This is a genomic window from Streptomyces sp. NPDC006339 (genome assembly GCF_040612775.1).
Taxonomy (GTDB): Bacteria; Actinomycetota; Actinomycetes; order Streptomycetales; family Streptomycetaceae; genus Streptomyces.
Genome location: NZ_JBEXQW010000039.1, coordinates 1 through 26,876 on the forward strand (window position 1 = coordinate 1; position 26,876 = coordinate 26,876).

Below are 26,876 nucleotides of genomic sequence, written 5' to 3' on the forward strand. Positions count from 1 at the left end.
GTCATCGAGACCGTCCGCCGCGCCTGGGGCGTCACCATCCGGGACGGCTTCGGCCAGACCGAGACCGCTCACCGGCGGGGCCCGCGCCTCCGTGCTGATCCGAGCGGCTAGGCGAGGGCGAGGACGCCGACGATCTGGTCGCCGGCGAGCTCACCGGTCTCGCGGAAGCCCAGCCCCCGATAGAAGCCGCCCGGCCCGTGCTCGCCGTCGTGCCAGGACACGTACAGCTCGGTCGTCCCGCGCCGCCGCAGCTCCTCGCGCACGGCGTCGACGGCGAACCGCCCGTAGCCCTTGCCCTGGTGCTCGGCCCCGATGTTCAGCCGCCACAGACCGCTGCGCCGGTCGGCCGGATCCTTCTCCGGGTTCCACGGGATGTCGACGAAGGCCATCAGGAAGCCGACCAGCTCCTCCCCGTCGACGATCAGCCGCGGCCAGGCGGCCTCCCCGTACGCGTACGCCTCGGCGAGCGAACGGACGACGGGGGCGACGTTGTCCCTCTGATGCGGGTGGACGCTCAGGCCGAGGGCGGCGTCGATGTTGGCCGGGGTGACCGGTTCCAGATGCGGTGCCATGGCGCGCACGCTAGACGATCTCCGTCATGACCGCGCGCGCATAAACGCGCGCATCACGGGTCCAGGAGTCGCCGGACCGTCACCCGTCCGGTCCCGGGGCGGCGAAAAGCCCCCTCCCGGTGGCGAAACCGCAGGTGAGGGGGCTTGTTCGGGTGGGTGGGGCTACTTCTTCTTGCCCTGGTTCTTCACGGCCTCGATGGCCGCCGCCGCGGCCTCCGGGTCGAGGTAGGTGCCGCCGGGGTTCAGCGGCTTGAAGTTCTCGTCGAGCTCGTAGGCGAGGGGGATGCCGGTCGGGATGTTGAGGCCCGCGATGTCGGCGTCCGAGATGCCGTCGAGGTGCTTGACCAGGGCGCGCAGGCTGTTGCCGTGGGCGGCGATCAGGACCGTGCGGCCGGCGAGGAGGTCGGGGACGATGCCGTCGTACCAGTAGGGGAGCATCCGCTCGACGACGTCCTTGAGGCACTCGGTCTGCGGGCGCAGCTCCGGCGGGATCGTCGCGTAGCGGGCGTCGTGGGCCTGGGAGAACTCGCTGTCGTCGGCGAGGGCCGGCGGCGGCGTGTCGTACGAGCGGCGCCAGAGCATGAACTGCTCCTCGCCGAACTCGGCCAGGGTCTGCGCCTTGTCCTTGCCCTGCAGCGCGCCGTAGTGGCGCTCGTTCAGGCGCCAGGAGCGGTGGACCGGGATCCAGTGGCGGTCGGCGGCCTCCAGCGCGAGCTGCGCCGTGCGGATGGCGCGCTTCTGGAGGGAGGTGTGGACCACGTCGGGGAGCAGACCGGCGTCCGTCAGCAGCTCACCGCCGCGCGCCGCCTCCTTCTCGCCCTTCGGGGTGAGGTTGACGTCCACCCAGCCGGTGAACAGGTTCTTCTCGTTCCACTCGCTCTCGCCGTGGCGGAGGAGGATCAGCTTGTACGGTGCGTCGGCCATGCGTCCGAGCCTAGACGACGGTCGACGATTGACGCGCACCGTCAATTCGCTGGCGTCCGGCGTATGAGATGCGTAAGTTACGAGCGCCGCATGAGGGACTTACACGCACCAGGGGGCCGGCCACACATGTCCATCGACTCGCTCAGGCGATCCGCACGCGCGACGGTCTCCGGCCTTCCGGGCGGCTTCTGGTGGCTGTGGCTGTCGACGCTGGTCAACCGCACCGGCGCCTTCGTCCTGACGTTCCTGTCCCTCTACCTCACCCAGGAGCTCGGCCACTCCGCCTGGTTCGCCGGGCTCGTCGTCGCCCTCCACGGCCTCGGCGGTGTGGCGGGGTCGCCGCTCGGCGGCATGCTCACCGACCGCTGGGGCCGCCGCCCCACCATGGTCACCATGCACCTGGCGGCCGCCACCTGCGCCCTGCTGCTCGCCGTCGTCACCAGCGCCTGGGGCGTCGCCCTCGTCGTCCTCCTCATGGGCGTCGCCATGCAGGGCGTCCGGCCCTCCATCAACGCCACCATCGCCGACCTCGTCCCCGCCCACGAGGTGCGCCGGGCCTACGCCCTCAACTACTGGGCCCTCAACCTCGGCTTCGCCATCGCCGCCATCGGCGGCGGCGCCGCGATCTTCCTCGGCTACCGCACCCTCTTCGTCGTCGACGCCGCCGCCACCGCGCTGTGCGCCCTGATCGTCTTCCTCCGCCTGCCCGAGACCCGGCCGGCGTCCAAGGTCGACGAGGAGACCGGCAAGGCCGTCGCCGAGGAGAAGGTCAGCGTCCTCACTGTCCTGCGCGACGCGCCCTTCCGCACCCTGGTGACGCTCAACCTGCTCGTCTGCCTGGTCTTCACCGCGCCCTGGATCGGCCTGCCGCTCACCATGACGTCGGAAGGGCTCGCCCCCTCCGCGTACGGCATGGTCATCGCCGTCAACGGTGTCGTGATCGTCGGCTTCCAGCTCCTCGTCAACAAGATCACCGACAAGCGTTCCCCGGTGATGCTGCTGACCGTCTCCTCCCTCCTCTTCGCCGTCGGCACCGGCGCCACCGCGCTGGCCGGCAGCTCCCTCGCCTTCGCCGCGACCGTCGTCGTCTGGACGATCGGCGAGATGGTCCACGTCCCCACCAACGCCGCCGCCACCGCCCGGCTCGCCCCCGAGCACGCCCGCGGCCGCTACTCGGGCGTGATGGGCATGTCCTGGGCGGTGGCCGGTTTCGTCGCCCCCATCCTGGCGGGCTGGGTCGTCGACGGGCCCGGGCCCGACGTCCTGTGGACCGCCTGCGCGGTGATCGGCGCCGTCGCCGCCCTCGGCTACCAGACCCGGCTGCGGTCCGCCCTCGCCCACGCCGAGGAGGACGTCCCGGTGCCGGACGCCCCGCTGCCGGCACCGCCGGCCCCCGACCCGGCCCCCGAACCGGTCCCGGCCCCGGCCCCCGTCGCCAAGACCGGGACCACGGCTCCCGCCACCGACGCCGTCAGCTCCTCCTGAACCGGCGCTGCGCCTCGTAGAGATTCCGGGGACGTACGGCGCCGGGCGCGCCGTACGCCTCCAGGCGGGCGTGGAGCTCGCCCGGGAAGTCCGGCACGTCGGTCTGGTCGAACTCCCGCACCTCGCTGATGCCCACGGTCGCGCTGTACGGGGCGACCGTGTCCAGCTTCACCAGGCCCGCCCGGCCGTTGGTCACCGTCACGTTCCAGTGGGCGAACCGGGCCCCGTAGAGCGGGCCCGCCGAGGCGTCGCCGCCGTGGCGGCCGTTGTTCTCGACCGTGATCTCGGTGCGGACGTTGGCGAAGGGCATGCCCCGATGGGTGTCGAAGGTGCCCATCTCCATCACCCCGCGCGACCAGACGTTGTGGCTGGACAGGCCCTCCACGTTGATGCCGTGGAGCTGTGTGCCGGACGGCGCGGGGACGGTACGGGCCGCGACGCGGAAGTCCTCGACGAGGTTGTCGTGCGCGCCCTCCCGGCAGAAGTACGGGTGGTGGGAGCCGCGCCCCTCGACGCGGGTGCGGCGCAGCGTGCAGGCGGAGGCGGCGACGAGCCCGAAGCCGTTGTCGACGTGGCGGACCACCACGTCCTCGGCCCAGCAGTCGTACGCGCACTGGAAGGTGACGCCGTTGTAGCCGCGGTCGAGCAGGTGCGGGGCCTGCGGGAGCGGAGGTGCCTCCAGGGTGAGGCCGACGACCCCCGAGCCGGTCAGCGGGGTGACCCCCGAGACGAGTCGGGGGTCCCACTCGGGGCGGACGTCGAGGGGCAGCGGGCGTTCGAGGTGGACACGGCGGCCCTCGACCCGGGTGATCCGTACGGGCCACTCGTAGGGGACGTACGAGGTCAGCTTGGTCTTGTCGTCCCAGGTGTACGCCTCGGGGCCGGGGCCGCCGCCCGCCATGTGCTCCAGGAGGGTGTGCCCGGCGTCGTCGGCGAGCCGGAGCAGCACGAGCCGGCCGCGGCGCAGGCCGGCGGGGTCGTCGACGGTGACGGTGCGGTCGCCGCGGCGGGCCGGGCGGACGGTGGTGAGGGTGGTCCACTCGTCGCGCCGGTTGCCGGTCCAGCCCTCGAAGGGCCAGGCCCGCTCCCGTATGGCGGCCAGGAGGGAGGCGTGGCGGGCGCGCGGCGAGAGCCAGATCAGGCCGCCGGCCCAGGACCAGGCCGACTTGTCGCCGCCGTACCGGGACCCGTAGGGGCCGATCAGCTCGGTCAGGCTGCGGCCGGCGACCAGGGTGGTCCGGCCGGAGCCCGCGCCGCGCAGGACGACGCCGCTGTCCCCGATGCGGAGGTAGTCGTCGATGCGGTACGTGCCGGGCGGCAGCAGCACCGTGCCCCCGCCCCGCTCCCCCGCCGCCGCGAGGGCGCGGTTGACGGCGGGGGCGGAGTCCGCCGCGCCGTCGGGGTCGGCCCCGTAGGAGAGGGCGTTCGCGACGACGGGCGGCCGCGGGAGCCGGGCGGCGCCGCCGTGGGCGCCGGCGGAGCCCACGTAGGGGATCTGGGGGTGGGTGTAGGGGGCGTCCAGGTACTCCGCCCAGAGGGAGGGGTACGGCGGGCGGGGCGGGGCCGGGGCCGTGAATCCGGTGGCGGTGGTGGCGGTGGCGGTGGTTGCGGTGGTTGCGGTGGTTGCGGCCGCGGTGACGGCCGCCGCCGCCCCGCCGACGAGCTGCCTTCTGCTGAGTGCCATGAACCTGAGCCCTTCACATACATGAATGGTGTTCAGATGCCAGATGCGCGTCGGGCGTGAGCATGGCACCCCGCGTCCCGTACGGGAAGGGGGTGGGCAGGTCGAACAGGGGCCGGCCGACCGTCAGTCGGTGCTGGGCTTCTGGGTCAGGTTCCTGAACGCGTCGAGGTTCCTCGTCGACTCGCCCCGCGAGACCCGCCACGCGTACTCCCGGCGGATCGCCGTCGCGAAGCCCAGTTCGAGCAGCGTGTTGAAGTCGCCGTCCGCCGCCTCCAGGACGGACCCGAGGAGCCGGTCCAGCTCCTCCGGCGTGACGGCCGCCAGCGGCAGCTTGCCGGCCAGGTAGATGTCGCCGAGCTGGTCGATCGCGTAACTCACCCCGTACAGCTTGAGGTTGCGCTCCAGCAGCCAGCGGTGGACGCCCGCCTCGTTCTCGTCCGGGTGACGGACGACGAAGGCGTTGAGGGAGAGGGAGTGGCGGCCCACGCGCAGGGAGAGCGTCGTGAAGAGCTTGCGCGTGCCCGGCAGCTTCACCACGTAGGAGCCGGGTTCGGGGGACTCCCACTCCAGCTCGGCGTCCTTGAAGGTGTCTTCGACGATCCGCCGTACGTCCTCAGCCATGGTGCGAGCGTACGCGACGGCGGTGCTCGTGCGGCCGGTGGTCGCGCAGCCGGTGGTCGTGCACGGCGGCGGTGTAGACGTCCGCCGTGCCCGACGCCGCCGTGTCCCAGCCGAAGGAGGCCGCGTGCCGGGCGGCGGCGGCGCCCATCCGGTCGGACAGCCGCGGGTCGTCGACGAAGCGCCCGAGGGCGCGGGCGTAGTCCGCCGGGTCGTGGCCCTGGACGAGGAAGCCGGTGACGTCGTCGCGCACGGCCACCGGCAGCCCGCCCACCGCGGCCGCGACGACCGGGGTGCCGGCCGCCTGGGCCTCGATGGCGACCAGGCCGAAGGACTCGCTGTACGAGGGCACGACGAGCACGCTGGCCGCCCGGAACCAGTCGGCGAGCCGGTCCTGGCCGACCGGCGGGTGGAAGCGGACGAGGTCGGAGATGCCCAGCTTCGCCGCCAGCTTCTGCAGCCCCTCCGGCTTGGCGAGGCCGCTGCCGCTGGGGCCGCCGACCACCGGCACCACCATGCGCGAGCGCAGCGAGGGGTCGCGCTCCAGGAGCAGGGCGGCGGCCCGCAGCAGGATGTCCGGGGCCTTGAGCGGCTGGATGCGGCCGGCGAAGGCGGGGATGAAGGCGTCCCGGGGCAGTCCGAGCCGGGCCCGGGCGGCGGCGCGGCCGTCGGCGGGCCGGAAGTGGTCCAGGTTCACGCCCGGGTGGACCACGGCGATCTTGGCGGGATCGGCCTCGTAGAACCGCGCGAGCTCGTCGGCCTCCTCGTCCGTGTTGGCGATGAGCCGGTCGGCCGCCGCGACGATCTGGGTCTCGCCGATCACGCGGGCGGCGGGCTCGGGCGTGTCGCCCTCCGCGAGCGAGGCGTTCTTGACCTTGGCCATGGTGTGCATGGTGTGGACGAGCGGGACGCCCCAGCGCTCGGCGGCGAGCCAGCCGACGTGGCCGGACAGCCAGTAGTGGGAGTGGACCAGGTCGTAGTGGCCGGACCGGTGGCCCGCCCAGGCCCGCATCACGCCGTGCGTGAAGGCGCAGAGCTGGGCCGGCAGCTCCTCCTTGGCCAGCCCCTCGTACGGCCCCGCGTCCACGTGCCGCACGAGCACGCCGGGCGCGAGCTCGACGACCGGGGCGAGGCCGCCGGTGGTGGCCCGGGTGAAGATCTCCACCTCGATGTTGATCGCGGCGAGCCGCTTGGCCAGCTCCACGATGTAGACGTTCATGCCGCCGGCGTCGCCGGTGCCCGGCTGGTGCAGCGGGGAGGTGTGGACGCTGAGCATGGCGACACGGCGCGGGGTGCGCGGCCGGCCGGGAAGCCGGAGCCGCGGCGCCGCCCCCAGAGTGCCGGCGAACCGGGACACGTACTGGCTCACGTCGGCGGTCCTTCCGCTGTCGGGCATGACCCTCTCGGGACCCTGGGGCATGGCAGGGGGAGGGCGTACCGGCGTCCTCCACGCGCGACAACACCGGAATGCACCCTTTCATTTCCACCGCCGGGCGCGTTTTGCCAACTCATTACCGACGAATCCGGCGCGTCGCCCGCCCCCTGCACGGGCCGGGGGCCCCGCCGGCGCGGGCCGGGGCGCCCTTCGGTGCGGGCCGGGGCGCGCTTCGGTGCCCCTTACGCTCGTTCCATGGCCCCCCGCACCACCCCCCGTCCCCTGGGCACCGTCACCCGTGGGACGACCAACCCGAACCGGCTGCGCCGTCAGGACCGCTGGATCGCCGCCGTGCACGGACCGGCGCTGCGCCGGTCCGCCCAGCCGCCGGTCGCCGTCGACCTCGGCTACGGGGCGGCGCCCTGGACCGCCGTGGAACTCCTGGCCCGGCTGCGCGCCGCCGAGCCCCGCACCCTCCTCTACGGCATCGAGATCGAGCCGGCCCGGGTCGCCGCGGCGCGGCCGTACGAGCACGAGGGGCTGGCCTTCCGGCACGGCGGCTTCGAGGTGCCGGTGCCCGGCGAGGTCTCCCTGATCCGGGCGGCGAACGTGCTGCGGCAGTACGACGAGGAGCAGGTCGCCGCCGTGTGGCAGCGGCTGTGCGCGCGGCTCGGGCCCGAGGGGCTGCTGGTGGAGGGGACCTGCGACGAGATCGGGCGGCGGCACGTGTGGGTGGCGCTGGACCGGTCGGGGCCGCGGACGGTGACCTTCGCGACCCGGCTCGGTTCGCTCGACCGGCCCTCGGACCTCGCGGAGCGGCTGCCGAAGGCGCTGATCCACCGGAACGTCCCGGGCGAGCCGGTGCACGCCTTCCTGCGCGATTTCGACCGGGCGTGGGCGGCGGCGGCCCCGTTCGCCTCGCTGGGCGCCCGGCAGCGCTGGATCCGCACCGCGCGGGACCTGGCGGCGGACTGGCCGCTGACGGACGGGCCGCGACGGTGGCGGCAGGGCGAGCTGACGGTGCGGTGGGAGGCGCTGGCTCCGCGCGCCTGAGGGGCGCGACGCCCGGGTGGCGCGCACGCAAGCGGACCCCCTGCCCCCGACCGCCCGGCCTCCCGACTGCCGAACTTCCCCTGAATTTCCGCCGCATGGGGAACGCGAGCGGCGCAACGCTCGTCCCCCGTGGGGGGATGTGACCCGGCAGGACCCGCTTTCCCCTGTCGTTTTGCCGTCCCGCATGGCACTATCACCAAGGTCATAGCCAAGTTACTGACGGTAAATCAGATATGGGTCACTTGAGGGGGAGCCTGTGAACCGACGCCGCCATGCCATCGCCGCCGCGATCGCCGTGGTCTGCGCCCTGACGGTGCTCGTCTCGCCCGCCCTCACCCTCCCGGCCTCCGCCGCCCCGCTCCCCCCGCCTCCGCCGCAGCAGCCGAAGAAGAGCCTCGAAGAGGTCCGCAAGGAGATCGACGGCCTCTACCGCCAGGCCGCGGCGGCCACCGACGCCTACAACCTCGCGGAGGAGAAGGCCGAGGCGCAGTCCGAGGAGATCGTGAAGCTGGCCCGGATGATCGTGGCCGGCCGGGAGCGGATCGAGGACCTCAAGGCGCGGGCCGGCGCCGCGGCCCGCGCGCAGTACCGCAACGGCGGACTGCCCGACGGCGCCCAGTTCGTCCTCACCGACGACCCCCAGCTCTTCCTCGACAACGCGGGCCGGCTCAAGGAGGGCCACAAGGCCACCAAGGACCTGCTCGGCGAGATGAACCGCACCCAGGCCGAGTTGACCACGTACGCGAACGAGGCGAGCGTCAACTGGACGAAGCTGGAGGCGAACCGGGTCCGGCAGGCCCGGGCGAAGAAGGAGATCAACGCCAAGATCGAGGCGGCGAAGAAGCTGGAGTCCGAGCTCGCCGCCGAGGAGCGGGCCCGGCTGCTGCGCATGGAGGAGCAGGAACGCTCCCGGGCGCAGAACGCCTGGCTCGGCACCGGCGTCCTCAAGGGTGGGAGCGCGAACGCGACCGCGGCGGGCAAGCGGGCCGTGGAGTTCGCGACGGCGCAGATCGGCAAGCCGTACGTGTGGGGGGCCGAGGGCCCGGGCTCGTACGACTGCTCGGGACTCACCCAGACCGCGTGGGCCGACGCCGGCCGGCGCATCCCGCGCACCTCGCAGGAGCAGTGGCGGCTGCTGCCGCGCGTGGACGTCGAGGACATGCGGCCCGGCGACCTGATCGTCTACTACAAGGACGCCAGCCACATCGGGATGTACGTCGGCAACGGCATGATGGTCCACGCGCCGCGCCCCGGACGGAACGTCACCCTCGCGGGAGCCGGCTCGATGGAGATCCTGGGCGTGGTCCGGCCGGACTAGGTGCGGCCGGAGTGACGTTCCTCATCCTCCCGACGGCGGTCCGGAGGGCGTCCGGAGGCTCCTCGGACGCCGTCCGCGGGGCGGCTACCTCCCCATCCGTGGCATATGCCATACCGCCGTGGCGGTTCACAGGGTGATCGCCATTCCAAAGCGGTGCGCGGTACCGCTATGGTCGGTCCCCGGCCCTCGGGGGGAGGGAAGGAAGACCAGACCGATGTCCGTACCCGTCCCGCGACAGAGAATCGATCCTGCCGCGCAGTCCAGCACGTCCGGCACACCCGGCACGTCCGGCACCGCGACCGATCTCACTCTGCTCGTGGTCGAGGACGACCCGGCCGGCGCCCTCGCCGTACCCGAGCTGCTCGACGCGGCCGGTACGCGGGTCCGCATCCGGACCGCCCGCAACCTCACCGAGGCCGAGCGGCTCCTCACCGACGACGTGCACTGCGTCCTCGTCGACCTCGCCCTGCCCGCACCGCGCTCGGCCGAGGACGACCCGCTCGCACCGCTCCGGCACATCCTGCGGCTCGCGCCGCGGCACGCCGTCCTCGCGCTCGCCGCGTCCGCCGACGCCGAGCTCGCCGCCGAGGCGGTACGCGTCGGGGCGCAGGACCACCTCTTCCGGGAGGAGCTCGACGGGCGGCTGCTCAGCCGCGCGATCCGGTACGCGGTCGAGCGCAAGCGCGCCGACGCCGTACAGGTGAAGCTCGCCGAGTCCCGGCTGCGCGCGCAGGAGAACGCCCGCCTGGAGCGCGGGCTGCTGCCCACACCGCTCCTGGAGGGCTCCGACCTGCGCTTTGCCGCCCGCTACCGGCCCGGCCGGTCCCGGGCGCTGCTCGGCGGCGACTTCTACGACACCGTCCGCACGCCCGACGGCACGGTCCACGCCATGATCGGCGACGTCTGCGGCCACGGCCCCGACGAGGCCGCGCTCGGCGTGGAGCTGCGGATCGCCTGGCGCGCGCTGACCTTCGCGGGACTGTGCGGGGACGAGCTGCTCTCCACCCTCCAGCAGGTCCTGGAGCACGAGCGGGAGAGCGACGAGATCTTCGCGACCCTGTGCACGGTCGACATCGCGCCCGACGGCCGCCGGGCCGGGCTGTGCCTGGCCGGCCACCCCTCGCCGCTGATCGCCCGGCACGGGCGGGCGGCGCAGTTGCTGCCGTACGAGGACAGCGGGCCGGCCCTCGGCCTGCTGCCGCGCGCCCGCTGGCCGCGCCGACAGGTGGAGCTGGGCGCGACCTGGAGCCTGCTGATGTACACCGACGGCCTGATCGAGGGCCGCTCGGCGGGTCCGGGCTCGCCGCGGCTCGGGCAGGAGGGGATGGTCGAGATGATCAACCGGCAGCTCACGCAGGGACTGCGGGGCGAGGAGCTCCTGGACGCGGCCGTGACGGAGGTCCGCTCGCTGAACGGCGGAGAGCTGACGGACGACGTGGCCGTCCTGGCCCTGGAACGGGACAGGGCCCGGGGATAACCCCCGGGCCCCGCCCACGCGGTCTCGTCCGTCCGTCCGTCACCGGCCGCCGTTGTACGGGCCGTACGGGCCGTCGCTGCTGGAACCGCCGCCGCGCCGTCCGCCGCCACCGCCCGTGACCTCCCGCAGGGCGGGCCGCACGTCCACCATGAAGACGATGGCCGCGATCAGTCCGGCGATCTGCAGGAACAGCATCGGCAGCAGCAGGTTGAGCAGCAGATTGACGCCGAGCAGGATCAGCCAGAACTTCTTCGTCTGCTTGTCGGCGGCGCGGTAGGCGTCCTCGCGCGCCGTGGCGGCGAAGGCGAACGCGGCGATGGCGAAGCCGGTGAAGACCAGGAAGGTCACCAGGGACAGGATCGAGTCGAAGCCGTTCGCCAGCATGCTGAGCACCGCCTAGGTGAGTGAGTGTTGCGCCTCGCGGCCAAGGTACCCGTTACAACGCTCCGGACACCGGGTTTGGTGCCCGGACCCGCCTACTTCTCGGCGCCTTCGGCAGCGGCCGCCTTCTTGGCGGGCGTCTTGCGGGTGGTGGTCCGGCGCGTCGCGGCCTTCGCCTCGGACTCCTCGGCGTCCGTCCCGGTCTCCGCCGTGGCCTCGGTCTTGGGCTCGGTCGCGACCTTCGGCTCCGGGTCGGGCTCGACGGCGATGGCGATCTCGGTGATCTCCTCGGCGGCCTCGCCGCGCCATGCCCTGACGGCCTCCTCGCCGTGCGCGGCGAGCTCCTCGTACTTCTCGCGGGCCTTGACCGCGTACTCGGCGGCGACGCCGACCCCGCGCAGGGCCAGGTCCTGGGCCTGCTCGCCCAGCTTCTTCAGATCCGTGTCGAGGCCGCCCACCAGCTCGGCGAACTTCGCCTGCGCCTTCTCCTGCACCGCCTTCGGGTCCGTCTTCTTGACGGCCTCGATCCGCGCGGGCGCCTCGGCGGCGATCTGCTCGATCAGGCCGGGGACCTTCTTGGCCTGCTGCACGGCGAGGTCGGCGGTGCCGGCGGCGAAGTAGAGGGGGGTACGCAGTTCGTCGATGATGGCCATGGTCGTGGTCCTCCTAAGTATCGGTGGGCTGGGCCTGCTGGGCCTGCTCGGCAGCGTTCTCGGCGGCGTTCTCCTTGCGGAAGGAGTCGTAGATCTGGAGCAGCACCTGCTTCTGCCGCTCGTTGATCGAGGGATCGGCCAGGATGACGGCCCGCGTCTCCAGCTCCTCCCGCTCCTGCTCGTCGAGGATCCCGGCCCGCACGTACAGCGTCTCGGCGGAGATCCGCAGGGCCTTCGCGACCTGCTGCAGCACCTCGGCACTGGGCTTGCGCAGCCCCCGCTCGATCTGACTCAGATACGGATTCGACACCCCCGCGGCCTCGGCGAGCTGCCGCAGGGACAACTGCGCGGTGCGCCGCTGCTCGCGGAGATAGTCGCCGAGATTGCCGACGTTGAGTGAAGCCATGCCTCGACCATGCCAGCCGGTGCTAACTATTGCAAGCAGGCGCTTGCAATAGTTCTGTTACGTGTCCCGGTCACCGGCGAGCAGCGCGCTCGGCGGGCCGCTTCAGGTGAGGTCCTCGCCCGAAGAAGCCGGACAACGCATCACGGACGCCTTCGAAGGGGGCAGCGAGACGAGTGAGATCACTAGGCTCCCTCCCATGGCCAACGATCTCGGATTCACCTCCGAACCCACCGACCACCCGCTCGCTGTCGAACAGCGCGTCGGCATCACCATGGACCGCGTGCGTGAGATCGGCGAGGCCCTCTTGCACGGCGCCAGCGGCGAATCCGGATGACGATCAAGGCAGCCCTGGCCTAGCGTTCCGCGCATGACATCCCCAGGAGGCCACCTCGATGACCAGCCCAGCGTGACCGTCCGCTGCCAGGACAACTCATCCGTGAGCGTGACGTTCTGCGACAGGTTCAGCTTCGACCAGGACTCCGTCCACTACGCCGTCGAAACCCGTGCGCCTGGCCTGACCGCACGTGTCGACGAGGTGGTCGCCTGGGCCTGGGACAGCGACCTCACCACGTTCCTGGACGAGCTCGTGGCCGACTACAGGGGATGGGACGGCGAGCGGAGCTGGCACACCATGGACCGCGACCTCGCCGTCTCGGCCGTCTTCCGCTCCGGCGGCTACGTCGGCCTGACCTGGACCCTCCGCCCCTGGGGGAGCGCGGCGGGCGACTGGAGCACCTCGGTGACCACGTGGCTGGAGGCCGGCGAGCAGATGTCGTCCTTCACATCCGATCTCCGGCACTTCCTCGCCGGGGGTCATGTCCCGCGCTCACCGGGATGAGCCGGAGAGACTCAGCAGACCTGGCGCAGCTCACGGCCCTGTACCGACGGCGCCATGGAAGGGTCTTTCGACGCGGCTCCGGATCTGCGCGGCGGGATACGCGACAGGTGGCGGGCCTGCGACTTCGTCCGTGATTTCGCCCAACGCCTGCGCGCTCCGAGAAGCTGATTCGTGAGCTCCCGAGGTCATTCATGCGCGCCGAACTCCCCGAAGCCGACGAACTTCCCTTCTAGGTGAGCGGCCGGAGGGGAAACATCGCGCTCAGTCTCGGCAGCCTGCGTGCTGCCTCGTCCTCGCATCGCACGTCCCACCGCTCACCGAGCGGCTCGAAGCTTCCCGCTCCGTCGCCCTGCTCAGCGTCCACGGCTTCGTAGAACGCTTCGCCGCACTCGTCGTCGGCACCGGTCAGGGTCCCATACGCTTCCATGGCGACGTAGTCGAGCGACTCCCAATCCGGCCAGTCGTCGTTCCACATCTCCCGCGGACGGCCCACCAGGTCCTGGACCTCCGGGGTGTCGGCCAGGACATCGGGGTTCGCCACCGCTTGGAAGAACGCTTCCCGGCCGAGACTCACCATCCACAGGCCGAAATAGCAGAACCCGTCGTCCGAACACCAGCCGCCGAAGATCCGGTCCGCGGCTGCCCACAGGTCCCACGTGAACGCTTCCTGCGTCACCTCGTCCAAACGCACCTGGAACTGCACGACCTCTGCCGGCGACCTTCGCGACAGTGCGCCACGCAGCCACACGAGCCGTTCGTCCGGCCCCTGTGCCTGCCGCCGGCACTCCTCGATGAGCTCCCAGAAGGAATCGATGTCCACGGCGGCACTGTCCCAGGCACCTCTGACAACACATGGTCCAGTACGGTCGAGCGGTGGAGGATCCGGAGATCATCATCCAACTCACCCCGGACGAGGCGCTGGTCCTGTCGCACTGGCTGGAGCGAGTGCAGATGACGGAACTCAGCCGGCTCGTCGACGATGCGGCGGTCTGGGCACCCCTTCACCGCATCGCCGGAACGCTCGACAAGTCGCTACCCGGGATCTTCGCAGCGAACTACGCCGAACGTCTGGAAGCAGCCCTCCGCAGGCTTCGTCCGGTCCCGGACGCCGACCCGAATGAGCACAACGGTTCGGACGCATGAAACGTCGGCAAGACGTCCTTCCACATGCTGACCGCGTTCCCGGCCAGGTTCTCCACGTCGCCTTCCCGAACGGCTGGGACGACATCGGGAACCTTCCTGGTCACGGCCTCGCCGTGATTCACCTTCCCTCAGACGAGACAAGCGCGTACACGTACATGTCCCTCCGCTCGCCGCCCACCTCCTGCCAGCTTCGCAGCAGGCCCTCGCGGCGGAAGCCGGCGCGTTCGGCGGTGTGGAGGGAGGGTGTGTTCCAGGGTTCGATGTGGAGTTCGAGGCGGGGGACGCGGAGCTCGTCCAGGGCCCAGGCGGTGACGGCGGTCAGTGCGGAGGCGGCGGCGCCGTGGCCGCGGGCCGAGGCGGCCAGCCAGTAGCCGAGGGAGGCGCGGCCCTGCGGGAGGTCGCGGACCCAGAGGCCGATGGTGCCGAGGGGGCGGCCGGCGGCGGAGACGATGACGAAGGGGTAGCCCGCGCCGGTGGTCGCCCGGGACCACTGGCGCTCCACGAAGGCGACGCCCTCGGCCTCGGAGTACGGCGAGGGGACCGTCGTGATCAGGGGGATGTACGGGTCCTCCGCGGCCTCGGCGACGAGCGGAAGGTCCGTCAGCCGCCAGGGCCGCAGGGCCAGTCCCCCGGGCGCGGGGAGTTCGGGTACGTCAAGCCGCATCCGTCCATCCTGCCCCGCTGACGGTCACCCGCACGTGCGGGGCCAGCGCGCGCAGGAAGTCCGGGGCGTCGAAGAGGGCTCCCGCCGAGCGGACACCACCGCCCGGGGCGCGGGTGCGGCCGGTGAGGAGGCGGGCGACGGCCTCCACCGCCAGGGGAGCCGTCACGGCGTAGATGTCCCGGCCGGTCGCCACCGCGCGGCGCTCCTCGGCACCGGCGCGGACCCGCACGTCCACGAGGAAGGTCTGGTCGGACCGGCCGCTCGCGTCGGCCGGGACCGGCGGCGGGGTGTCGGCGGCCGCCAGGTCGCCGGCCGCCTCCGTCGTCATGTACGTGCGCACCTCGGGGACGGCGAGATGGCTCGGCACGGTCACCACGTCCGCCATCGTGAACTCGCCGATCACCGCCCTGGGCCCCATCGGCGCCGGGAACGCCCACTCCAGCGTCGGCGGGGCGTCGTCCCGGTAGCTCAGGCGGCCGCCCGTGTGGACCGGACGCCGGCCGCCGCGCCGCTCGCGCGAGACCGCCCCCGCCGCGCGGGTCCCCGCCGTCGGGTGCCAGTTGTCCAGGCCGTACGCGACATGGACCTCGTCGGCCTCGGTCCAGTCGCCCATCGCCGCGGTGGCGAGCAGGTCGCCGAGGCCCCCGTAGAAGGCCATCGCCGGGAGCACCGGCACACCCGCGGCGCGGGCCCGCTCCCCGTAGTGCGCGAACGTGTCGGCGTTGGCCTCGATCTCGGCCGCCACGTCCACGTACGGGATCCCCGCCCGCAGGGCCGCCTCGATCAGGGGCCCGGCCGTCGTCGCGAACGGGCCCGCGCAGTTGATCACGGCCGCCGCACCCGCAAGGGCCCGGTCGAGGGCCGCCGGGTCGTCGACCGCCGCCGAGCGCACCTCCAGGCCGTCGGCCGTCTCCTTCAGCTTCCGCTCGTCACGGCCCGAGAGCACCGGGACGAAGCCGCGCTCCCGCAGCTCCGCCACCACGAAACGGCCCGTGTGTCCGTAGGCGCCGTACACCACCACTGTCTGCTCGATCGTCATGCCGTCATCCTCGCGACCGGCGGCCTCGCACCGTGAGTGTCGGAAACGACGTACCCCGTACAGTTTCCGACATGGTCTCCCGGGACGCCCCCACCGCCACGCCCTCCCTCGCCCTCGCCGTCACCGACGGCATGCTCCACTTCGAACTGGCCGTCGCCTCCGAGGTGTTCGGCGGCAGCGAGTACGACCTGACCGTCTGCGGGCCCGGCCCGGTCCGCGCCGGGCGCTTCCTGCTCGCACCCGACCAGGGGCTCGACCGGCTGCCGTACGCCCGTACCGTCGTCGTCCCCGGCTGGGCCGACGTCGACGTCGCCCCGCCCGCCGAACTCGTCGACGCCGTGCGCGCCGCGCACGAGGCCGGCGCCCGCGTCGCCTCGCTGTGCACCGGCGCGTTCGTGCTCGCCGCCGCCGGCCTGCTCGACGGCCGCCGGGCCACCACGCACTGGGCGCACACCCACGTCCTGGCCGCCCGCCACCCCCGGGTGACGGTGGACCCGGACGTGCTCTACGTGGACGAGGGCAGCGTGCTCACCTCCGCCGGCAAGGCCGCCGCCCTCGACCTGTGCCTGCACCTCGTCCGCCTCGACCACGGCTCGGCCGTCGCCAACACGGTGGCCCGCCGGCTCGTCGTGCCGCCGCACCGGGACGGCGGCCAGGCCCAGTTCGTCACCACCCCGGTCCCCGCGCCCGGCAACCACCCGCTCGACGTGCTGTTCCCCTGGGTCATGGAACGGCTCGACCGGCCGCTGACCGTGGAGGACCTGGCCCGCCGGGCCGGGATGAGCTCCCGTCAACTGGCCCGCCACTTCCACGCCGTCACCGGCACCACCCCGCTGCGCTGGCTGCTCGCCCAGCGCGTCCGCCGCGCCCAGGAGCTCCTGGAGGCCACCGACGACGGCGTCGAACGCATCGCGGCGGCCACCGGGATGGGGACCGCCACGACGCTGCGCCGGCACTTCGCCCGTACGGTCGGGGTGCCGCCGGACACGTACCGCCGCACCTTCCGCGTACGGGCGTCCGGCCGGCGTGGGGATCAGGCGCCGACGTAGTCCGCGAGGTGCTCGCCGGTGAGGGTGGAGCGGGCGGCGACCAGGTCGGCCGGGGTGCCCTCGAAGACGATCCGGCCGCCGTCGTGACCGGCGCCCGGGCCCAGGTCGATGATCCAGTCGGCGTGCGCCATGACCGCCTGGTGGTGCTCGACGACGATCACCGACTTGCCGGAGTCCACAAGCCGGTCGAGCAGCCCGAGCAGTTGCTCCACGTCCGCCAGGTGCAGACCGGCGGTCGGCTCGTCGAGCACGTAGATCCCGCCCTTCTCGCCCATGTGCGTGGCCAGCTTCAGCCGCTGCCGCTCGCCGCCGGACAGCGTGGTGAGCGGCTGCCCGAGGGTGAGGTAGCCGAGGCCGACGTCGGCGAGCCGCTCCAGAACGCGGTGGGCGGCGGGCGTGCGGGCCTCCCCCTCGCCGAAGAAACGCTCCGCCTCGCTCACCGGCATGGCGAGCACCTCGGCGATGTTCCGGCCGCCGAAGCGGTATTCGAGCACCGCGGCCTGGAACCGCTTGCCCTCGCACTCCTCGCAGACCGTGGCGACGCCCGCCATCATCGCCAGGTCGGTGTAGACGACCCCGGCGCCGTTGCAGGTGGGGCAGGCGCCCTCCGAATTGGCGCTGAACAGGGCCGGCTTGACCCCGTTGGCCTTGGCGAACGCCTTGCGGATCGGCTCCAGGAGGCCCGTGTACGTCGCCGGGTTGCTGCGCCGCGAACCGCGGATGGGGCCCTGGTCGACCGAGACGACGCCCGCGCCCGCCGGGATCGAGCCGTGCACCAGCGAGCTCTTGCCGGAGCCGGCGACACCGGTGACGACGGTGAGGACGCCGAGCGGGACGTCCACGTCGACGTTCCGCAGGTTGTTCGCCGTCGCCCCGCGGATCTCCAGGACACCGCTCGGCTCGCGCACCGACTTCTTCAGGGAGGCGCGGTCGCCGAAGTGCCGGCCGGTGACGGTGCCGCTCTTGCGCAGCCCGGCGACGGTGCCCTCGAAGCAGACGCTGCCGCCGGCCGTACCGGCGCCCGGGCCGAGGTCGACGACATGGTCGGCGATCGCGATCGTCTCCGGCTTGTGCTCCACCACGAGCACCGTGTTGCCCTTGTCGCGCAGCCGTAGCAGCAGGTCGTTCATCCGCTGGATGTCGTGCGGGTGCAGTCCGGTGGTCGGCTCGTCGAAGACGTACGTGACGTCCGTGAGCGAGGAGCCGAGGTGGCGGATCATCTTGACGCGCTGCGCCTCGCCGCCGGACAGCGTGCCGGACGGCCGGTCGAGCGCGAGATAGCCGAGTCCGATCTCGACGAAGGAGTCCAGGGTCTGCTGGAGCGTGGCGAGCAGCGGCGCGACCGACGGGTCCTCGATGCCCCGGACCCACTCGGCCAGGTCGCTGATCTGCATCGCGCAGGCGTCGGCGATGCTCACCTTGCCGATCTTCGAGGAGCGGGCCCCCTCGTTGAGCCGGGTGCCCTCGCAGTCGGGGCAGGTGGCGAAGGTGACCGCGCGCTCCACGAAGGCGCGGATGTGCGGCTGGAGGGAGTCGATGTCCTTCGACAGCATCGACTTCTGGAGCTTGGGGATCAGACCCTCGTAGGTGAGGTTGATGCCCTCGACCTTGATCTTGGTGGGCTCCCGGTGGAGCAGGTCGTTCAGCTCGCGCTTGGTGTAGCGGCGGATCGGCTTGTCCATGTCGAAGAAGCCGCTGCCGGCGAAGATCCGGCCGTACCAGCCGTCCATGGTGTAGCCGGGGATGGTGAGCGCCCCCTCGGCGAGCGACTTGGAGTCGTCGTACAGCGCGCTCAGGTCGATGTCGGAGACCGAGCCGCGGCCCTCGCAGCGCGGGCACATGCCGCCGGTGATGCTGAAGCTGCGCCGCTCCTTCACGGTCCGGCCGCTCTTCTCGACGGTGACCGCGCCGGCGCCGCTGATGGAGGCGACGTTGAAGGAGAATGCCTTGGGGCCGCCGATGTGCGGCGTGCCGAGCCGGCTGAAGAGGATCCGCAGCATGGCGTTGGCGTCGGTGGCGGTGCCGACGGTGGAGCGCGGGTCGCCGCCCATCCGCTGCTGGTCGACGGTGATCGCGGTCGTCAGACCGTCGAGGACGTCGACGTCGGGGCGGGCGAGGGTGGGCATGAAGCCCTGGACGAAGGCGCTGTACGTCTCGTTGATCAGCCGCTGCGACTCGGCGGCGATCGTGTCGAAGACCAGGGAGCTCTTGCCCGAACCGGACACGCCGGTGAAGACGGTCAGCCGGCGCTTGGGGAGCTCGATGCTGACGTCCTTGAGGTTGTTCTCGCGGGCGCCGTGCACGCGGATCATGTCGTGGCTGTCGGCGGCGTGCGTCCTGCTCATGATTCTCCCTGCTCGTGTCCTGGGAGCCAGGCTAGGCGGGGGCGGGCGGCCGTGCTTCTCGATTCCTGACGGACCCGTGCGCGTCCTGACGGGCCCGTGCGCGTCCTGACGGGCCCGTGCGCGGCGCGCCCGTGCGGGAGCGTGGCAGGGTGGGGGCGTGACAGGGTGGGGGCGTGACGCCGACGCTCGACGACCTGGCCCGGCTGCGACGGGCCCGCGACATAATGGACCGCGACTACGCGGAGCCGCTGGACGTCCCGGCCCTGGCCCGGGCCGCGCTGATGTCCCCGGGGCACTTCTCGCGCAGCTTCCGGGCCGCGTACGGGGAGACCCCGTACGGCTACCTCATGACCCGGCGCATCGAGCGGGCGAAGGTGCTGCTGCGGCGCGGCGACCTGAGCGTGACGGAGGTCTGCTTCGCGGTGGGCTGTACGTCGCTGGGGTCGTTCAGCACGCGGTTCACGGAGCTGGTCGGCGAGAGCCCGAGCGCGTACCGGGCGCGGAACCACGAGGCGGGAGCGGCGATCCCGGGGTGCGTGGCGATGTATCTGACCCGCCCGACGCGGGCGTCGCGGGCGGCGGGGCAGGGTGCCGACGGACCGGTCAGGAACGGAGAAGCGGAAAACCCGGCTGCCTCGTAGCGTCGACGGCATGAACACCAACGCCATCCAGGCCAACACCGACGCCAACGCCACCAACTCCACCAACGCCACCAACTCCACCACGATCAACCTCGCCCAGTGCTTCATCGCCGTCGACGACCACGACAAGGCGCTCGCCTTCTACCGCGACGCGCTGGGCCTGGAGGTCCGCAACGACGTCTCCTTCGAGGGGATGCGCTGGGTGACCGTCGGCTCGCCCACGCAGCCGGACGTCGAGATCGTCCTGGAGCCGCCGCTCGCCGACCCCAACGCCCCCGCCGCCGACCGGCAGGCCGCCGCCGAGCTGCTCGCCAAGGGCATGCTGCGCGGCGTGATCTTCCGTACGGACGACGTGGACGCCACCTTCGAACGGGTCCGGGCGGCGGGCGGCGAGGTGCTGCAGGAGCCCATGGACCAGCCCTACGGCGTGCGCGACTGCGCGTTCCGCGACCCGGCGGGCAACATGCTGCGGTTCAACCAGCCGCGCAAGGGCTGACCGTTCGGGCGGCCGAGCCCCCTACTCGGCCGCCCGGTCCCCCACCCAGGCGGCGACCGCCGCGTAGTCCGCCGCCGTGAGCCCGGTCGCCGGGTCGACGCGGTGGAGGAGGGCGGGGGCGGGGTGGTGGGCGCGGGCCCAGGCGCGGTCGGCGCCGGTGATCTCGTCGTCGAGCCAGACGTACGGACGCCCGGCGGCCCGGCCGGCGAGGGCCCGCGTCTTCCAGTGCAGTCGTGCCGCAGCAGCGTCGCCGGCGTCCTCGTCCTCCTCGTCCTCCTCGTCCTCCTCGTCCGGCCATTCCACGACCGGAAGCGGCGGGAGGCCGAGCCGGGGCGCCAGCACCTCGTTCGCCTCCCGGCCCCAGGTCGTGGCCCACACGAGCTCGCAGCCGAGGCCCGCGAGGCGCCGGCCGTGCGCCGGGTCCACGCGGTGCAGGAGCGGGTGGGCGCCCGGGGACGGCTCGGGGGCGTACGCGCGGTGGGGCGCCGAACCGCCGAAGGGGATCAGGGGCCCGTCGACGTCCAGGAAGAGCAGGGGTCGCATGGGGCCAGGATCCCGCACCGGCGGGGGCGGACGCGGGGGCCCAGCCGGGCCCGCCGGCCCCGGGCCGGACCTGGCGGGCCCGGGCCCAGCGGGGGCGGCCCCTGGCCGGGGCCGACGGGCCCCCGGCCCAGCGGATGCGGGCCCGAGGCGTAGCAAGGGCCGATCGTCCGCAACGGACCTTTTCTCGTTACCCTGGCCGCATGACCGCCATGGCACCCGCCCGCACCGAACCCGACCTCTCCTACCTCCTCGACCACACCAGCCACGTGCTGCGCACGCAGATGGCCGCCCGGCTCGCCGAGATCGGGCTGACCGCGCGTATGCACTGCGTGCTCGTCCACGCCTTGGAGGAGGAGCGGACGCAGGCGCAGCTCGCGGAGATCGGGGACATGGACAAGACCACGATGGTGGTGACCGTGGACGCGCTGGAGAAGGCGGGGCTCGCCGAGCGGCGGCCGTCGAGCACGGACCGGCGGGCGCGGATCATCGCCGTGACCGAGGAGGGCGCGAAGGTCGCCGCGCGCAGCCAGAAGATCGTCGACGAGGTGCACCAGAGCGCGCTCGGTTCGCTGCCGGACGAGGAGCGCGAGGTGCTGTTGCGGGCCCTGAACCGCCTGGTCACCGGCCATCTGGAGACGCCGGTCGAGGGGCCGCGCCCGGCCCGGAGGGCCCGCCAGGCCACGTAATCCCACCGCCCGCGCCCCACACTCAGACCGAGATAGATGGTCTGCAACAAAACTATCTGCTAGCGTCCTTCCTGTCGCCCACCGACAGGAGAAACCGCTGTGCGCACCTCCCGCTGGACCGCCCTCGCCGTCCTCGCCAGTTCCCTGCTCATGACGATCCTCGACGGCAGCATCGTCACCGTGGCCATGCCCGCCATCCAGGCGGACCTCGGCTTCACCCCGGCCGGACTGAGCTGGGTCGTCAACGCCTACCTCATCGCCTTCGGGGCCCTGCTCCTCCTCTCCGGCCGCCTCGGCGACCTCCTCGGCCGCAAGCGGATGTTCCTCGCCGGCACCGGCGTCTTCACCGCCGCCTCGGTGCTCGCCGGTTTCGCCGCCTCGCCCGGAGTCCTGATCGCCGCCCGCTTCCTCCAGGGCGTCGGCAGCGCGATGGCCTCCGCCGTCGGCCTCGGCATCCTCGTCACCCTCTTCACCGAACCCCGCGAACGCGCCAAGGCCATCGCCGTGTTCAGCTTCACCGGCGCCGTCGGCGCCTCCCTCGGCCAGGTCCTCGGCGGTCTCCTCACCGACGCCCTCACCTGGCACTGGATCTTCTTCATCAACCTGCCGATCGGCGCCGCCGCCCTGCTCGTCGCCCTGCCCGCCCTTCCCGCCGACCGCCCGGCCGCAGCCCAAGGCGGCGCGGACGTCCTCGGCGCCCTGCTCGTCACGAGCGGCCTGACGACCGGCATCTACGCCGTCGTCAAGATCGAGGAGTACGGGGCCTCCTCGGCCCACACCCTGGGCCTCGGCGCCCTCGCGCTCGCCCTGCTCGCCGGCTTCCTCGTCCGCCAGGCCACCGCCGCGCACCCCCTGATGCCGCTGCGCGTACTGCGCTCCCGGGCGGTCGCCGGCGCCAACCTCGTCCAGATGCTGATGGTCGCCGCGCTGTTCTCCTTCCAGATCCTCGTCGCCCTCTACCTCCAGAAGGTCCGGGGCTACGGCGCCGCCGAGACCGGCCTCGCGATGCTGCCCGCCGCGGCCGTCATCGGCGCGGTCTCCCTCGGCCTGTCCACCCGCCTCATCGCCCGCTTCGGCGAGCGGAACGTCCTGCTCACCGGACTCGTCCTGCTCGTGGGCGTGCTCGGGCTGCTCACCCGCCTCCCGGTCCACGCCTCCTACGCCGTCGACCTGCTGCCGGTGATGCTGCTGGCCGCCGGCTTCGGGCTCGCGCTGCCCGCCCTGACCGCGCTCGGCATGTCCGGCGCGAAGGAGGAGGACGCGGGCCTGGCCTCCGGCCTGTTCAACACCACCCAGCAGATCGGCATGGCCGTCGGCATCGCGGTCCTGTCCACCCTGGCCGCCGCCCGCACCGAGTCCCTCACCGCCGCCGGCCGGCCCGTCGCCGAGGCCCTCACCCGCGGCTACCACCTCGCCTTCGCCGTCGGCGCCGGCCTCCTCGTCGCCGCCTTCGCCGTCGCCTTCACCCTGCTCCGTACGCCGAAGCCGGCCCGCCGGGAACGGCCGGAGGCCGCGGAGGTCACCATGGCGGCATGAGAGCCGACCGTCTCGTCGCCGCCCTGCTCTTCCTCCAGACCAGGGACGTCGTCACCGCCGCCGAACTCGCCGCCGAACTGGAGGTGTCGGAGCGCACCGCCCGCCGTGACCTCGAAGCGCTGGCCGCCGCCGGAATCCCCGTCTACTCGCAGGCGGGGAAGGGCGGCGGCTGGCGTCTCGTCGGCGGCGCCCGGACCGACCTCAGCGGCCTCACCGCCCCCGAGATCCGCGCCCTGTTCCTCCTCGCGGGAAGCCTCACCGGCACCGGCACCGGCACCGGCACCGGCACCGCCGCCAACACCGGGACCGGCGCCGATCCGGACGACGGCCTCGGCACCCGCACCGCCCTGCGCAAACTCGTCCGCGCCCTGCCCGCCCCTCTGCGCCCCGGCGCCGAGGCCGCCGCCCGGGCCGGGGTCACCGACACCACCGACTGGTCCGGCGCACCCGGGGCCGAACCCGCCTTCCTCGCCGCCCTCCGCCGCGCCGTCGTCGACGGCACCCAGGTCCGCATCGGCTACGCCCGCCCCGGCCGCGCCCCGGCGGAACGGCTCGTCCACCCGCTCGGCATCGCCGCCAAGGCCGGCCTGCCCTACCTCGTGGCGGACACCGAGGACGGCCTGCGCACCTTCCGCATCGGCCGGGTCACCTCCGTCACCGAGACCGGCGAACCCGTCGTACGGCCCCCGGACTTCGACCTCGCCACCACCTGGCGCGCCCTCGCCGCCCGCATGGAGGGCCGGATGGTCGCGGCGACCGTACGGGGCCGGGCCGCACCCGGCACCGAGGGCCTCCTGGACGGCCTGTTCGGCGGGCGGATCCGGTACGGGGCGCGGGAGCCGGACAGCGGATGGAGCGCCGTCGAGATCGACGGGCCCTCCCCCGAGGCCGTCGCCGCCCGGATCGCCGGTCTCGGCGCCCGGATCGAGCTCCTCGACCCGCCCGAGGCCCGCGCCGCCCTGGCCCGCGTCGGCGCCGAACTCACCCGGATATACGGCCCCCGGGCGCCGGACTCGCATCCGACGGCGGGACGGGACGCGGAACAGGAAGCGGGCCGGGAGGCGCCGCGGGAGGCTGGTCCGACGGCGGGGCGGTCAGCGGTCCCGGCAGCGGCCGGCGGTGCACCAGGTCCAGGCGCGACACCGCCCGCGTGAGCACCACGTACAGCCGGTGGAGCCCGCGCGGCTCGGCCGCGACGATCTCGGCGGGCTCGGCGACGACGACGTGGTCGTACTCCAGGCCCTTGGCGAGCGACGCCGGGACGACCGAGACCCGCTCCCCGAACCCGTACGCCGCCAGCCCGGCGACCGTCGCGTCCGCCGCGATCACGCCCACCGAACCCTCCTCCTTCAGCGCCGCCCGGACCGCCTCGGCCACCCCTTCGGCCACGTCCGCCACCCGCCGTACGGTCACCTCGCCGCCCGCGCGCAGCGAGCGGCCGGCCCAGGCCGCCGCTCCGAGCTCCGGCAGCAGCCGGTTGGCGAGGTCGACGACCGCGGCCGGCACCCGGTAACCCGTGGTCAGCGGCACGATCTCGGCGTCCGGCCGGCCCAGATGGGCCAGTTGCTCCCGCCAGTCGCGGGCCGCCCACGGGGTCGTCCCCTGCGCCAGGTCACCGAGCACGGTCAGGGAACCGAATCCGGCGCGCCGGGCGATGGCCCGGCACTGCATGGGCGAGAGGTCCTGGGCCTCGTCGACGACCACATGGGCGTATCCCTCGGGGCGCTCGATCAGCCCGGCCAGCTCGTCGAGCAGCACGAGGTCGGCGGCGCTCCAGCGGGCGCTGCGGTACGAGCGCGGGGGCTTCGCCCAGCGGATCGAGGCCCGCTCCTCCTCCGTCAGCAGCCCCTCGGCCGAAGCGGCCGGACCGCCCGGCCCGGCCGGCTCGGTCGACCCGCCCGGCCCAGTCGCCTCGCTCGGACCGCTCGGCTCGGCCGGACCGCCCGGCTCGGTCGGGTCGGCCAGGAAGGCGGCGAGCACCTCCTCCGGGGTGACCTTCGGCCAGCAGGCGTCCACGAACTCCTTGACCGGCCGGGCCCGTTCCACCGCGCGCACCCAGGCGTTGCCCAGCGGGCCGGCCCGCCGCTCGGCCCGCTCCCGCAGCGCCCGCACGACCCGGGCGCGCACCCGTTCGCGGCCGACCGCGTAGGGCGGGGCCTCCTCCCGTACGGACGCGACGATCGCGGCGAGCTCGTGCGCGGGCACGCGCCAGCGGTAGGAGCCGTCCGGCACGGTCAGGTCCGCGGCGGGTGCCGGGTCGACCCGCGCGTACAGCACCCGGCGCAGCACCTCGGCCATCCGGGCGTCGTGCTTGACCCGGGCCGCCGCCTCGCCGTCCACCGCCCGCACCTCGTGGACGGCGAGCTCGTCCTCGACCGTGGACTGGCGCACTCCGGTCTCGCCGAGCGCGGGCAGCACCTCGGAGATGTAGGAGAGGAAGGTGCGGTTGGGGCCGAGGACCAGGAGTCCGGAGCGCTGGAAGCGCTGCGGGTGGGTGTAGAGGAGGTACGCGGCGCGGTGCAGGCCCACGGCGGTCTTGCCGGTGCCCGGCGCGCCCTGCACGCAGATCGACTGGGCGGGCCCGGAGCGCACGAGGTCGTCCTGCTCGGGCTGGAGGGTCGCGGCGATGTCCCGCATGGGTCCGACGCGGGGACGCTCGATCTCGCCCGCGAGGATCGCGCTCGCCGGCCCCCCACCGGCGCCGGCGCCGATGCCCGCAGGACCGTCTGCCGGGCGCCCGTCCCCCAGGCGCGCGCCCTCCCCTCGCTCGTCCCCCGGGCGCTCGTCCCCCAGATGCTCGTCCTCCAGGGCGGTCAGGTCCTCCGAGGCGCCGAGGCTGCCCGGCGCCCAGCCGAAGCGGCGGCGCCGGACCACGCCCTGCGGGTCCTGCGGTCCGGCCTGGTAGTAGGCGCGGGAGACGGGCGCCCGCCAGTCCACGACGAGCGGCGGAGCCGCCGGGTGCTCGGCGATCCGGCGGCGGCCGATGTGGTGGACCTGACCGTCCTCGCGGTCGAGGCGGCCGAAGAAGAGAGGGCCCGGCGGCATCTCCCGGAAGACCTTGGCACGGCTGCGCAGGTGGTGGCCGAGGACTTCCGCGTCGGCTCCGGAGGCCGCGGTGTCCTCACCCCTGACGACCTGCTCCTCGACGTCCTCGGTCATCCGGGCGAGGGCGGCGCGGCAGGCGTCGTGATGGGCTCGTTCCTGGTCGAGGTCATGGTGGAGCGGCGGCTTCATGCGTCCAGGATAGACGAGGAGCGTTACTCGGTCACATTTTTTATTCGGTTACATGGCGGGCGGGACGGCGAGCCCCTCCGCGAGCCGCCGGAACGCCAGCCGGGTCGCCGCCACGGCCCCCGGCAGCACGTCCTCGACCCGCTCCCCCGCCGAGATCCGCCGCGCGTTGTCCTCCGCGAGCACCCGCAGCACCGCGACGACCTGGGCCGCCGCGAGCCGCGCCGCCAGCGGGTCGCCGCCGCCCAGCGCGTCGCCGCCGCCCAGCGCGTCGCCCAGCGCGTCCGCGAGGAGCTCCTCGGAACGCCGCTGGTACGCGTGCATGCGCGCGACCAGCGCCGGCGTGCCGTACAGCAGGCGCAGGAAGGCCAGCACCGCCGGCGCGTCGTTGAGGCCCGTCACCGGATCGCGCCGCTCCAGACCCGCGAGGACGTGGTCGCGCAGCGCGTCGAGCGGCGGCACTCCGGCCTCCCGCGCGGCGGCCACCACCCGCGCCGGCTCGTCCTCGTGGTCCGCGAACCGGTGGAGGACCAGGTCCTCCTTGGCCGGGAAATAGCGGAACAGGGTCGGCTTGGACACCTCGGCCGCCGCCGCGATCTCCGCGACCGACACCGCGTCGAAGCCCTTCTCCAGGAAGAGCTCCACCGCGGTCTCGGACAGGACCTGCCGCGTCCGCTCCTTCTTCAGCTCCCGCAGCCCGCCCACGACACCCTCCACGC

Annotated in this window: 26 protein-coding genes and 2 pseudogenes; 13 read left to right on the forward strand and 15 right to left on the reverse strand. The window is 73.4% G+C overall.

Annotation, left to right across the window (positions count from 1 at the left end; translation table 11 throughout):
• Positions 1-107: 107 nt before the first annotated feature.
• Together ABZ135_RS27630 and ABZ135_RS27635 are read right to left on the reverse strand one after the other, a co-directional pair.
• Positions 108-572, reverse strand: coding sequence for a GNAT family N-acetyltransferase (locus tag ABZ135_RS27630; RefSeq protein ID WP_356699199.1), 465 nt, complete (start codon positions 570-572; stop codon positions 108-110).
• A gap of 162 nt (positions 573-734) precedes the next feature.
• A complete protein-coding gene (locus ABZ135_RS27635) occupies positions 735-1,496 on the reverse strand; it encodes a phosphoglyceromutase (RefSeq protein ID WP_356699201.1) in 762 nt (253 codons plus the stop codon).
• 126 nt (positions 1,497-1,622) lie between these two features.
• Here ABZ135_RS27635 and ABZ135_RS27640 point away from each other — a divergent pair, with 126 nt between their 5' ends.
• Complete coding sequence (locus ABZ135_RS27640) at positions 1,623-2,981, forward strand: MFS transporter (protein WP_356699202.1); 1,359 nt, start codon at positions 1,623-1,625, stop codon at positions 2,979-2,981.
• Here ABZ135_RS27640 and ABZ135_RS27645 read toward each other — a convergent pair.
• From ABZ135_RS27645 to mshA, 3 genes are all read right to left on the reverse strand, one after another.
• Positions 2,968-4,665 (reverse strand): glycosyl hydrolase family 28-related protein, encoded by a 1,698-nt coding sequence (locus ABZ135_RS27645; protein WP_356699204.1) that lies wholly within the window; start codon positions 4,663-4,665, stop codon positions 2,968-2,970. The genes ABZ135_RS27640 and ABZ135_RS27645 overlap by 14 nt on opposite strands.
• A gap of 123 nt (positions 4,666-4,788) precedes the next feature.
• On the reverse strand, positions 4,789-5,286 hold the full coding sequence (locus tag ABZ135_RS27650; RefSeq protein ID WP_356699206.1) for a YbjN domain-containing protein: 498 nt from the start codon (positions 5,284-5,286) through the stop codon (positions 4,789-4,791).
• Positions 5,279-6,652 carry a D-inositol-3-phosphate glycosyltransferase gene (mshA, locus tag ABZ135_RS27655; protein ID WP_356699207.1) on the reverse strand — a complete coding sequence of 458 codons (1,374 nt, stop codon included), beginning with the start codon at positions 6,650-6,652 and terminating at the stop codon, positions 5,279-5,281. The genes ABZ135_RS27650 and mshA overlap by 8 nt, the downstream gene beginning before the upstream one ends.
• Positions 6,653-6,913: 261 nt before the next feature.
• On the opposite strand from mshA, the gene ABZ135_RS27660 reads away from it, so the two are divergent.
• The 3 genes from ABZ135_RS27660 to ABZ135_RS27670 all read left to right on the forward strand — a co-directional run bounded on the left by ABZ135_RS27660 (position 6,914) and on the right by ABZ135_RS27670 (position 10,506).
• Positions 6,914-7,711, forward strand: coding sequence for a class I SAM-dependent methyltransferase (locus ABZ135_RS27660; RefSeq protein ID WP_356699209.1), 798 nt, complete (start codon positions 6,914-6,916; stop codon positions 7,709-7,711).
• Between the two features lie 256 nt (positions 7,712-7,967).
• Complete coding sequence (locus ABZ135_RS27665; protein ID WP_356699211.1) at positions 7,968-9,029, forward strand: NlpC/P60 family protein; 1,062 nt, start codon at positions 7,968-7,970, stop codon at positions 9,027-9,029.
• 214 nt (positions 9,030-9,243) lie between these two features.
• Positions 9,244-10,506, forward strand: a complete 1,263-nt coding sequence (locus ABZ135_RS27670; protein WP_356699212.1) for a SpoIIE family protein phosphatase — start codon at positions 9,244-9,246, stop codon at positions 10,504-10,506.
• Between the two features lie 39 nt (positions 10,507-10,545).
• Here ABZ135_RS27670 and ABZ135_RS27675 read toward each other — a convergent pair whose 3' ends face one another.
• The 3 genes from ABZ135_RS27675 to ABZ135_RS27685 all read right to left on the reverse strand — a co-directional run bounded on the left by ABZ135_RS27675 (position 10,546) and on the right by ABZ135_RS27685 (position 11,946).
• On the reverse strand, positions 10,546-10,890 hold the full coding sequence (locus ABZ135_RS27675) for a DUF2516 family protein (protein WP_356699214.1): 345 nt from the start codon (positions 10,888-10,890) through the stop codon (positions 10,546-10,548).
• Positions 10,891-10,982: 92 nt separating this feature from the next.
• Positions 10,983-11,540 carry a hypothetical protein gene (locus ABZ135_RS27680; RefSeq protein WP_356699215.1) on the reverse strand — a complete coding sequence of 186 codons (558 nt, stop codon included), beginning with the start codon at positions 11,538-11,540 and terminating at the stop codon, positions 10,983-10,985.
• Between the two features lie 13 nt (positions 11,541-11,553).
• Positions 11,554-11,946, reverse strand: coding sequence for a helix-turn-helix transcriptional regulator (locus ABZ135_RS27685; protein ID WP_356699217.1), 393 nt, complete (start codon positions 11,944-11,946; stop codon positions 11,554-11,556).
• A 223-nt stretch (positions 11,947-12,169) separates the two neighbouring features.
• On the opposite strand from ABZ135_RS27685, the pseudogene ABZ135_RS27690 reads away from it, so the two are divergent.
• A pseudogene (locus tag ABZ135_RS27690) lies at positions 12,170-12,280 on the forward strand (DUF2199 domain-containing protein); the annotation flags it as partial.
• Positions 12,281-12,313: 33 nt separating this feature from the next.
• Entirely contained in the window at positions 12,314-12,784 is a 471-nt protein-coding gene (locus ABZ135_RS27695) for a DUF6228 family protein (protein ID WP_356699219.1), read from the forward strand.
• A 229-nt stretch (positions 12,785-13,013) separates the two neighbouring features.
• On the opposite strand, the gene ABZ135_RS27700 is transcribed toward ABZ135_RS27695, so the two are convergent.
• Positions 13,014-13,604 (reverse strand): DUF4240 domain-containing protein, encoded by a 591-nt coding sequence (locus tag ABZ135_RS27700; RefSeq protein ID WP_356699221.1) that lies wholly within the window; start codon positions 13,602-13,604, stop codon positions 13,014-13,016.
• Positions 13,605-13,657: 53 nt separating this feature from the next.
• On the opposite strand from ABZ135_RS27700, the gene ABZ135_RS27705 reads away from it, so the two are divergent.
• A complete protein-coding gene (locus tag ABZ135_RS27705) occupies positions 13,658-13,927 on the forward strand; it encodes a hypothetical protein (RefSeq protein ID WP_356699222.1) in 270 nt (89 codons plus the stop codon).
• Between the two features lie 118 nt (positions 13,928-14,045).
• On the opposite strand, the gene ABZ135_RS27710 is transcribed toward ABZ135_RS27705, so the two are convergent.
• Positions 14,046-14,591, reverse strand: a complete 546-nt coding sequence (locus tag ABZ135_RS27710) for a GNAT family N-acetyltransferase (RefSeq protein WP_356699224.1) — start codon at positions 14,589-14,591, stop codon at positions 14,046-14,048.
• A complete protein-coding gene (locus ABZ135_RS27715) occupies positions 14,581-15,630 on the reverse strand; it encodes a saccharopine dehydrogenase NADP-binding domain-containing protein (protein ID WP_356699226.1) in 1,050 nt (349 codons plus the stop codon). The genes ABZ135_RS27710 and ABZ135_RS27715 overlap by 11 nt, the downstream gene beginning before the upstream one ends.
• Before the next feature lie 71 nt (positions 15,631-15,701).
• Between ABZ135_RS27715 and ABZ135_RS27720 the strand changes: the two genes are divergently transcribed.
• Positions 15,702-16,679, forward strand: coding sequence for a helix-turn-helix domain-containing protein (locus ABZ135_RS27720; RefSeq protein ID WP_356699228.1), 978 nt, complete (start codon positions 15,702-15,704; stop codon positions 16,677-16,679).
• On the opposite strand, the gene ABZ135_RS27725 is transcribed toward ABZ135_RS27720, so the two are convergent.
• A complete protein-coding gene (locus ABZ135_RS27725; RefSeq protein WP_356699229.1) occupies positions 16,664-19,024 on the reverse strand; it encodes an excinuclease ABC subunit UvrA in 2,361 nt (786 codons plus the stop codon). The genes ABZ135_RS27720 and ABZ135_RS27725 overlap by 16 nt on opposite strands.
• A gap of 224 nt (positions 19,025-19,248) precedes the next feature.
• Here ABZ135_RS27725 and ABZ135_RS27730 point away from each other — a divergent pair, with 224 nt between their 5' ends.
• A complete protein-coding gene (locus ABZ135_RS27730; RefSeq protein ID WP_356699335.1) occupies positions 19,249-19,665 on the forward strand; it encodes a helix-turn-helix transcriptional regulator in 417 nt (138 codons plus the stop codon).
• Positions 19,666-19,675: 10 nt separating this feature from the next.
• Positions 19,676-20,161, forward strand: a complete 486-nt coding sequence (locus ABZ135_RS27735) for a VOC family protein (RefSeq protein ID WP_356699230.1) — start codon at positions 19,676-19,678, stop codon at positions 20,159-20,161.
• Positions 20,162-20,182: 21 nt separating this feature from the next.
• On the opposite strand, the gene ABZ135_RS27740 is transcribed toward ABZ135_RS27735, so the two are convergent.
• Positions 20,183-20,704 (reverse strand): HAD domain-containing protein, encoded by a 522-nt coding sequence (locus ABZ135_RS27740; RefSeq protein ID WP_356699232.1) that lies wholly within the window; start codon positions 20,702-20,704, stop codon positions 20,183-20,185.
• A 200-nt stretch (positions 20,705-20,904) separates the two neighbouring features.
• Here ABZ135_RS27740 and ABZ135_RS27745 point away from each other — a divergent pair, with 200 nt between their 5' ends.
• The 3 genes and pseudogenes from ABZ135_RS27745 to ABZ135_RS27755 all read left to right on the forward strand — a co-directional run.
• The gene (locus tag ABZ135_RS27745; protein ID WP_356699234.1) at positions 20,905-21,390 is read left to right on the forward strand and encodes a MarR family winged helix-turn-helix transcriptional regulator; all 486 of its coding nucleotides are present in this window, start codon (positions 20,905-20,907) and stop codon (positions 21,388-21,390) included.
• Positions 21,391-21,489: 99 nt separating this feature from the next.
• The gene (locus ABZ135_RS27750) at positions 21,490-22,926 is read left to right on the forward strand and encodes an MFS transporter (RefSeq protein WP_356699235.1); all 1,437 of its coding nucleotides are present in this window, start codon (positions 21,490-21,492) and stop codon (positions 22,924-22,926) included.
• Positions 22,923-23,891: pseudogene (locus tag ABZ135_RS27755) on the forward strand (WYL domain-containing protein); the annotation flags it as partial. The gene ABZ135_RS27750 and the pseudogene ABZ135_RS27755, both read left to right, overlap by 4 nt.
• 16 nt (positions 23,892-23,907) lie before the next feature.
• Here the strand turns inward: ABZ135_RS27755 and ABZ135_RS27760 are convergent.
• Both ABZ135_RS27760 and ABZ135_RS27765 read right to left on the reverse strand, forming a co-directional pair.
• The gene (locus ABZ135_RS27760; RefSeq protein ID WP_356699237.1) at positions 23,908-26,160 is read right to left on the reverse strand and encodes an AAA family ATPase; all 2,253 of its coding nucleotides are present in this window, start codon (positions 26,158-26,160) and stop codon (positions 23,908-23,910) included.
• 48 nt (positions 26,161-26,208) lie between these two features.
• Complete coding sequence (locus ABZ135_RS27765; protein WP_356699238.1) at positions 26,209-26,874, reverse strand: TetR family transcriptional regulator; 666 nt, start codon at positions 26,872-26,874, stop codon at positions 26,209-26,211.
• Between the last annotated feature and the right edge of the window lie 2 nt (positions 26,875-26,876).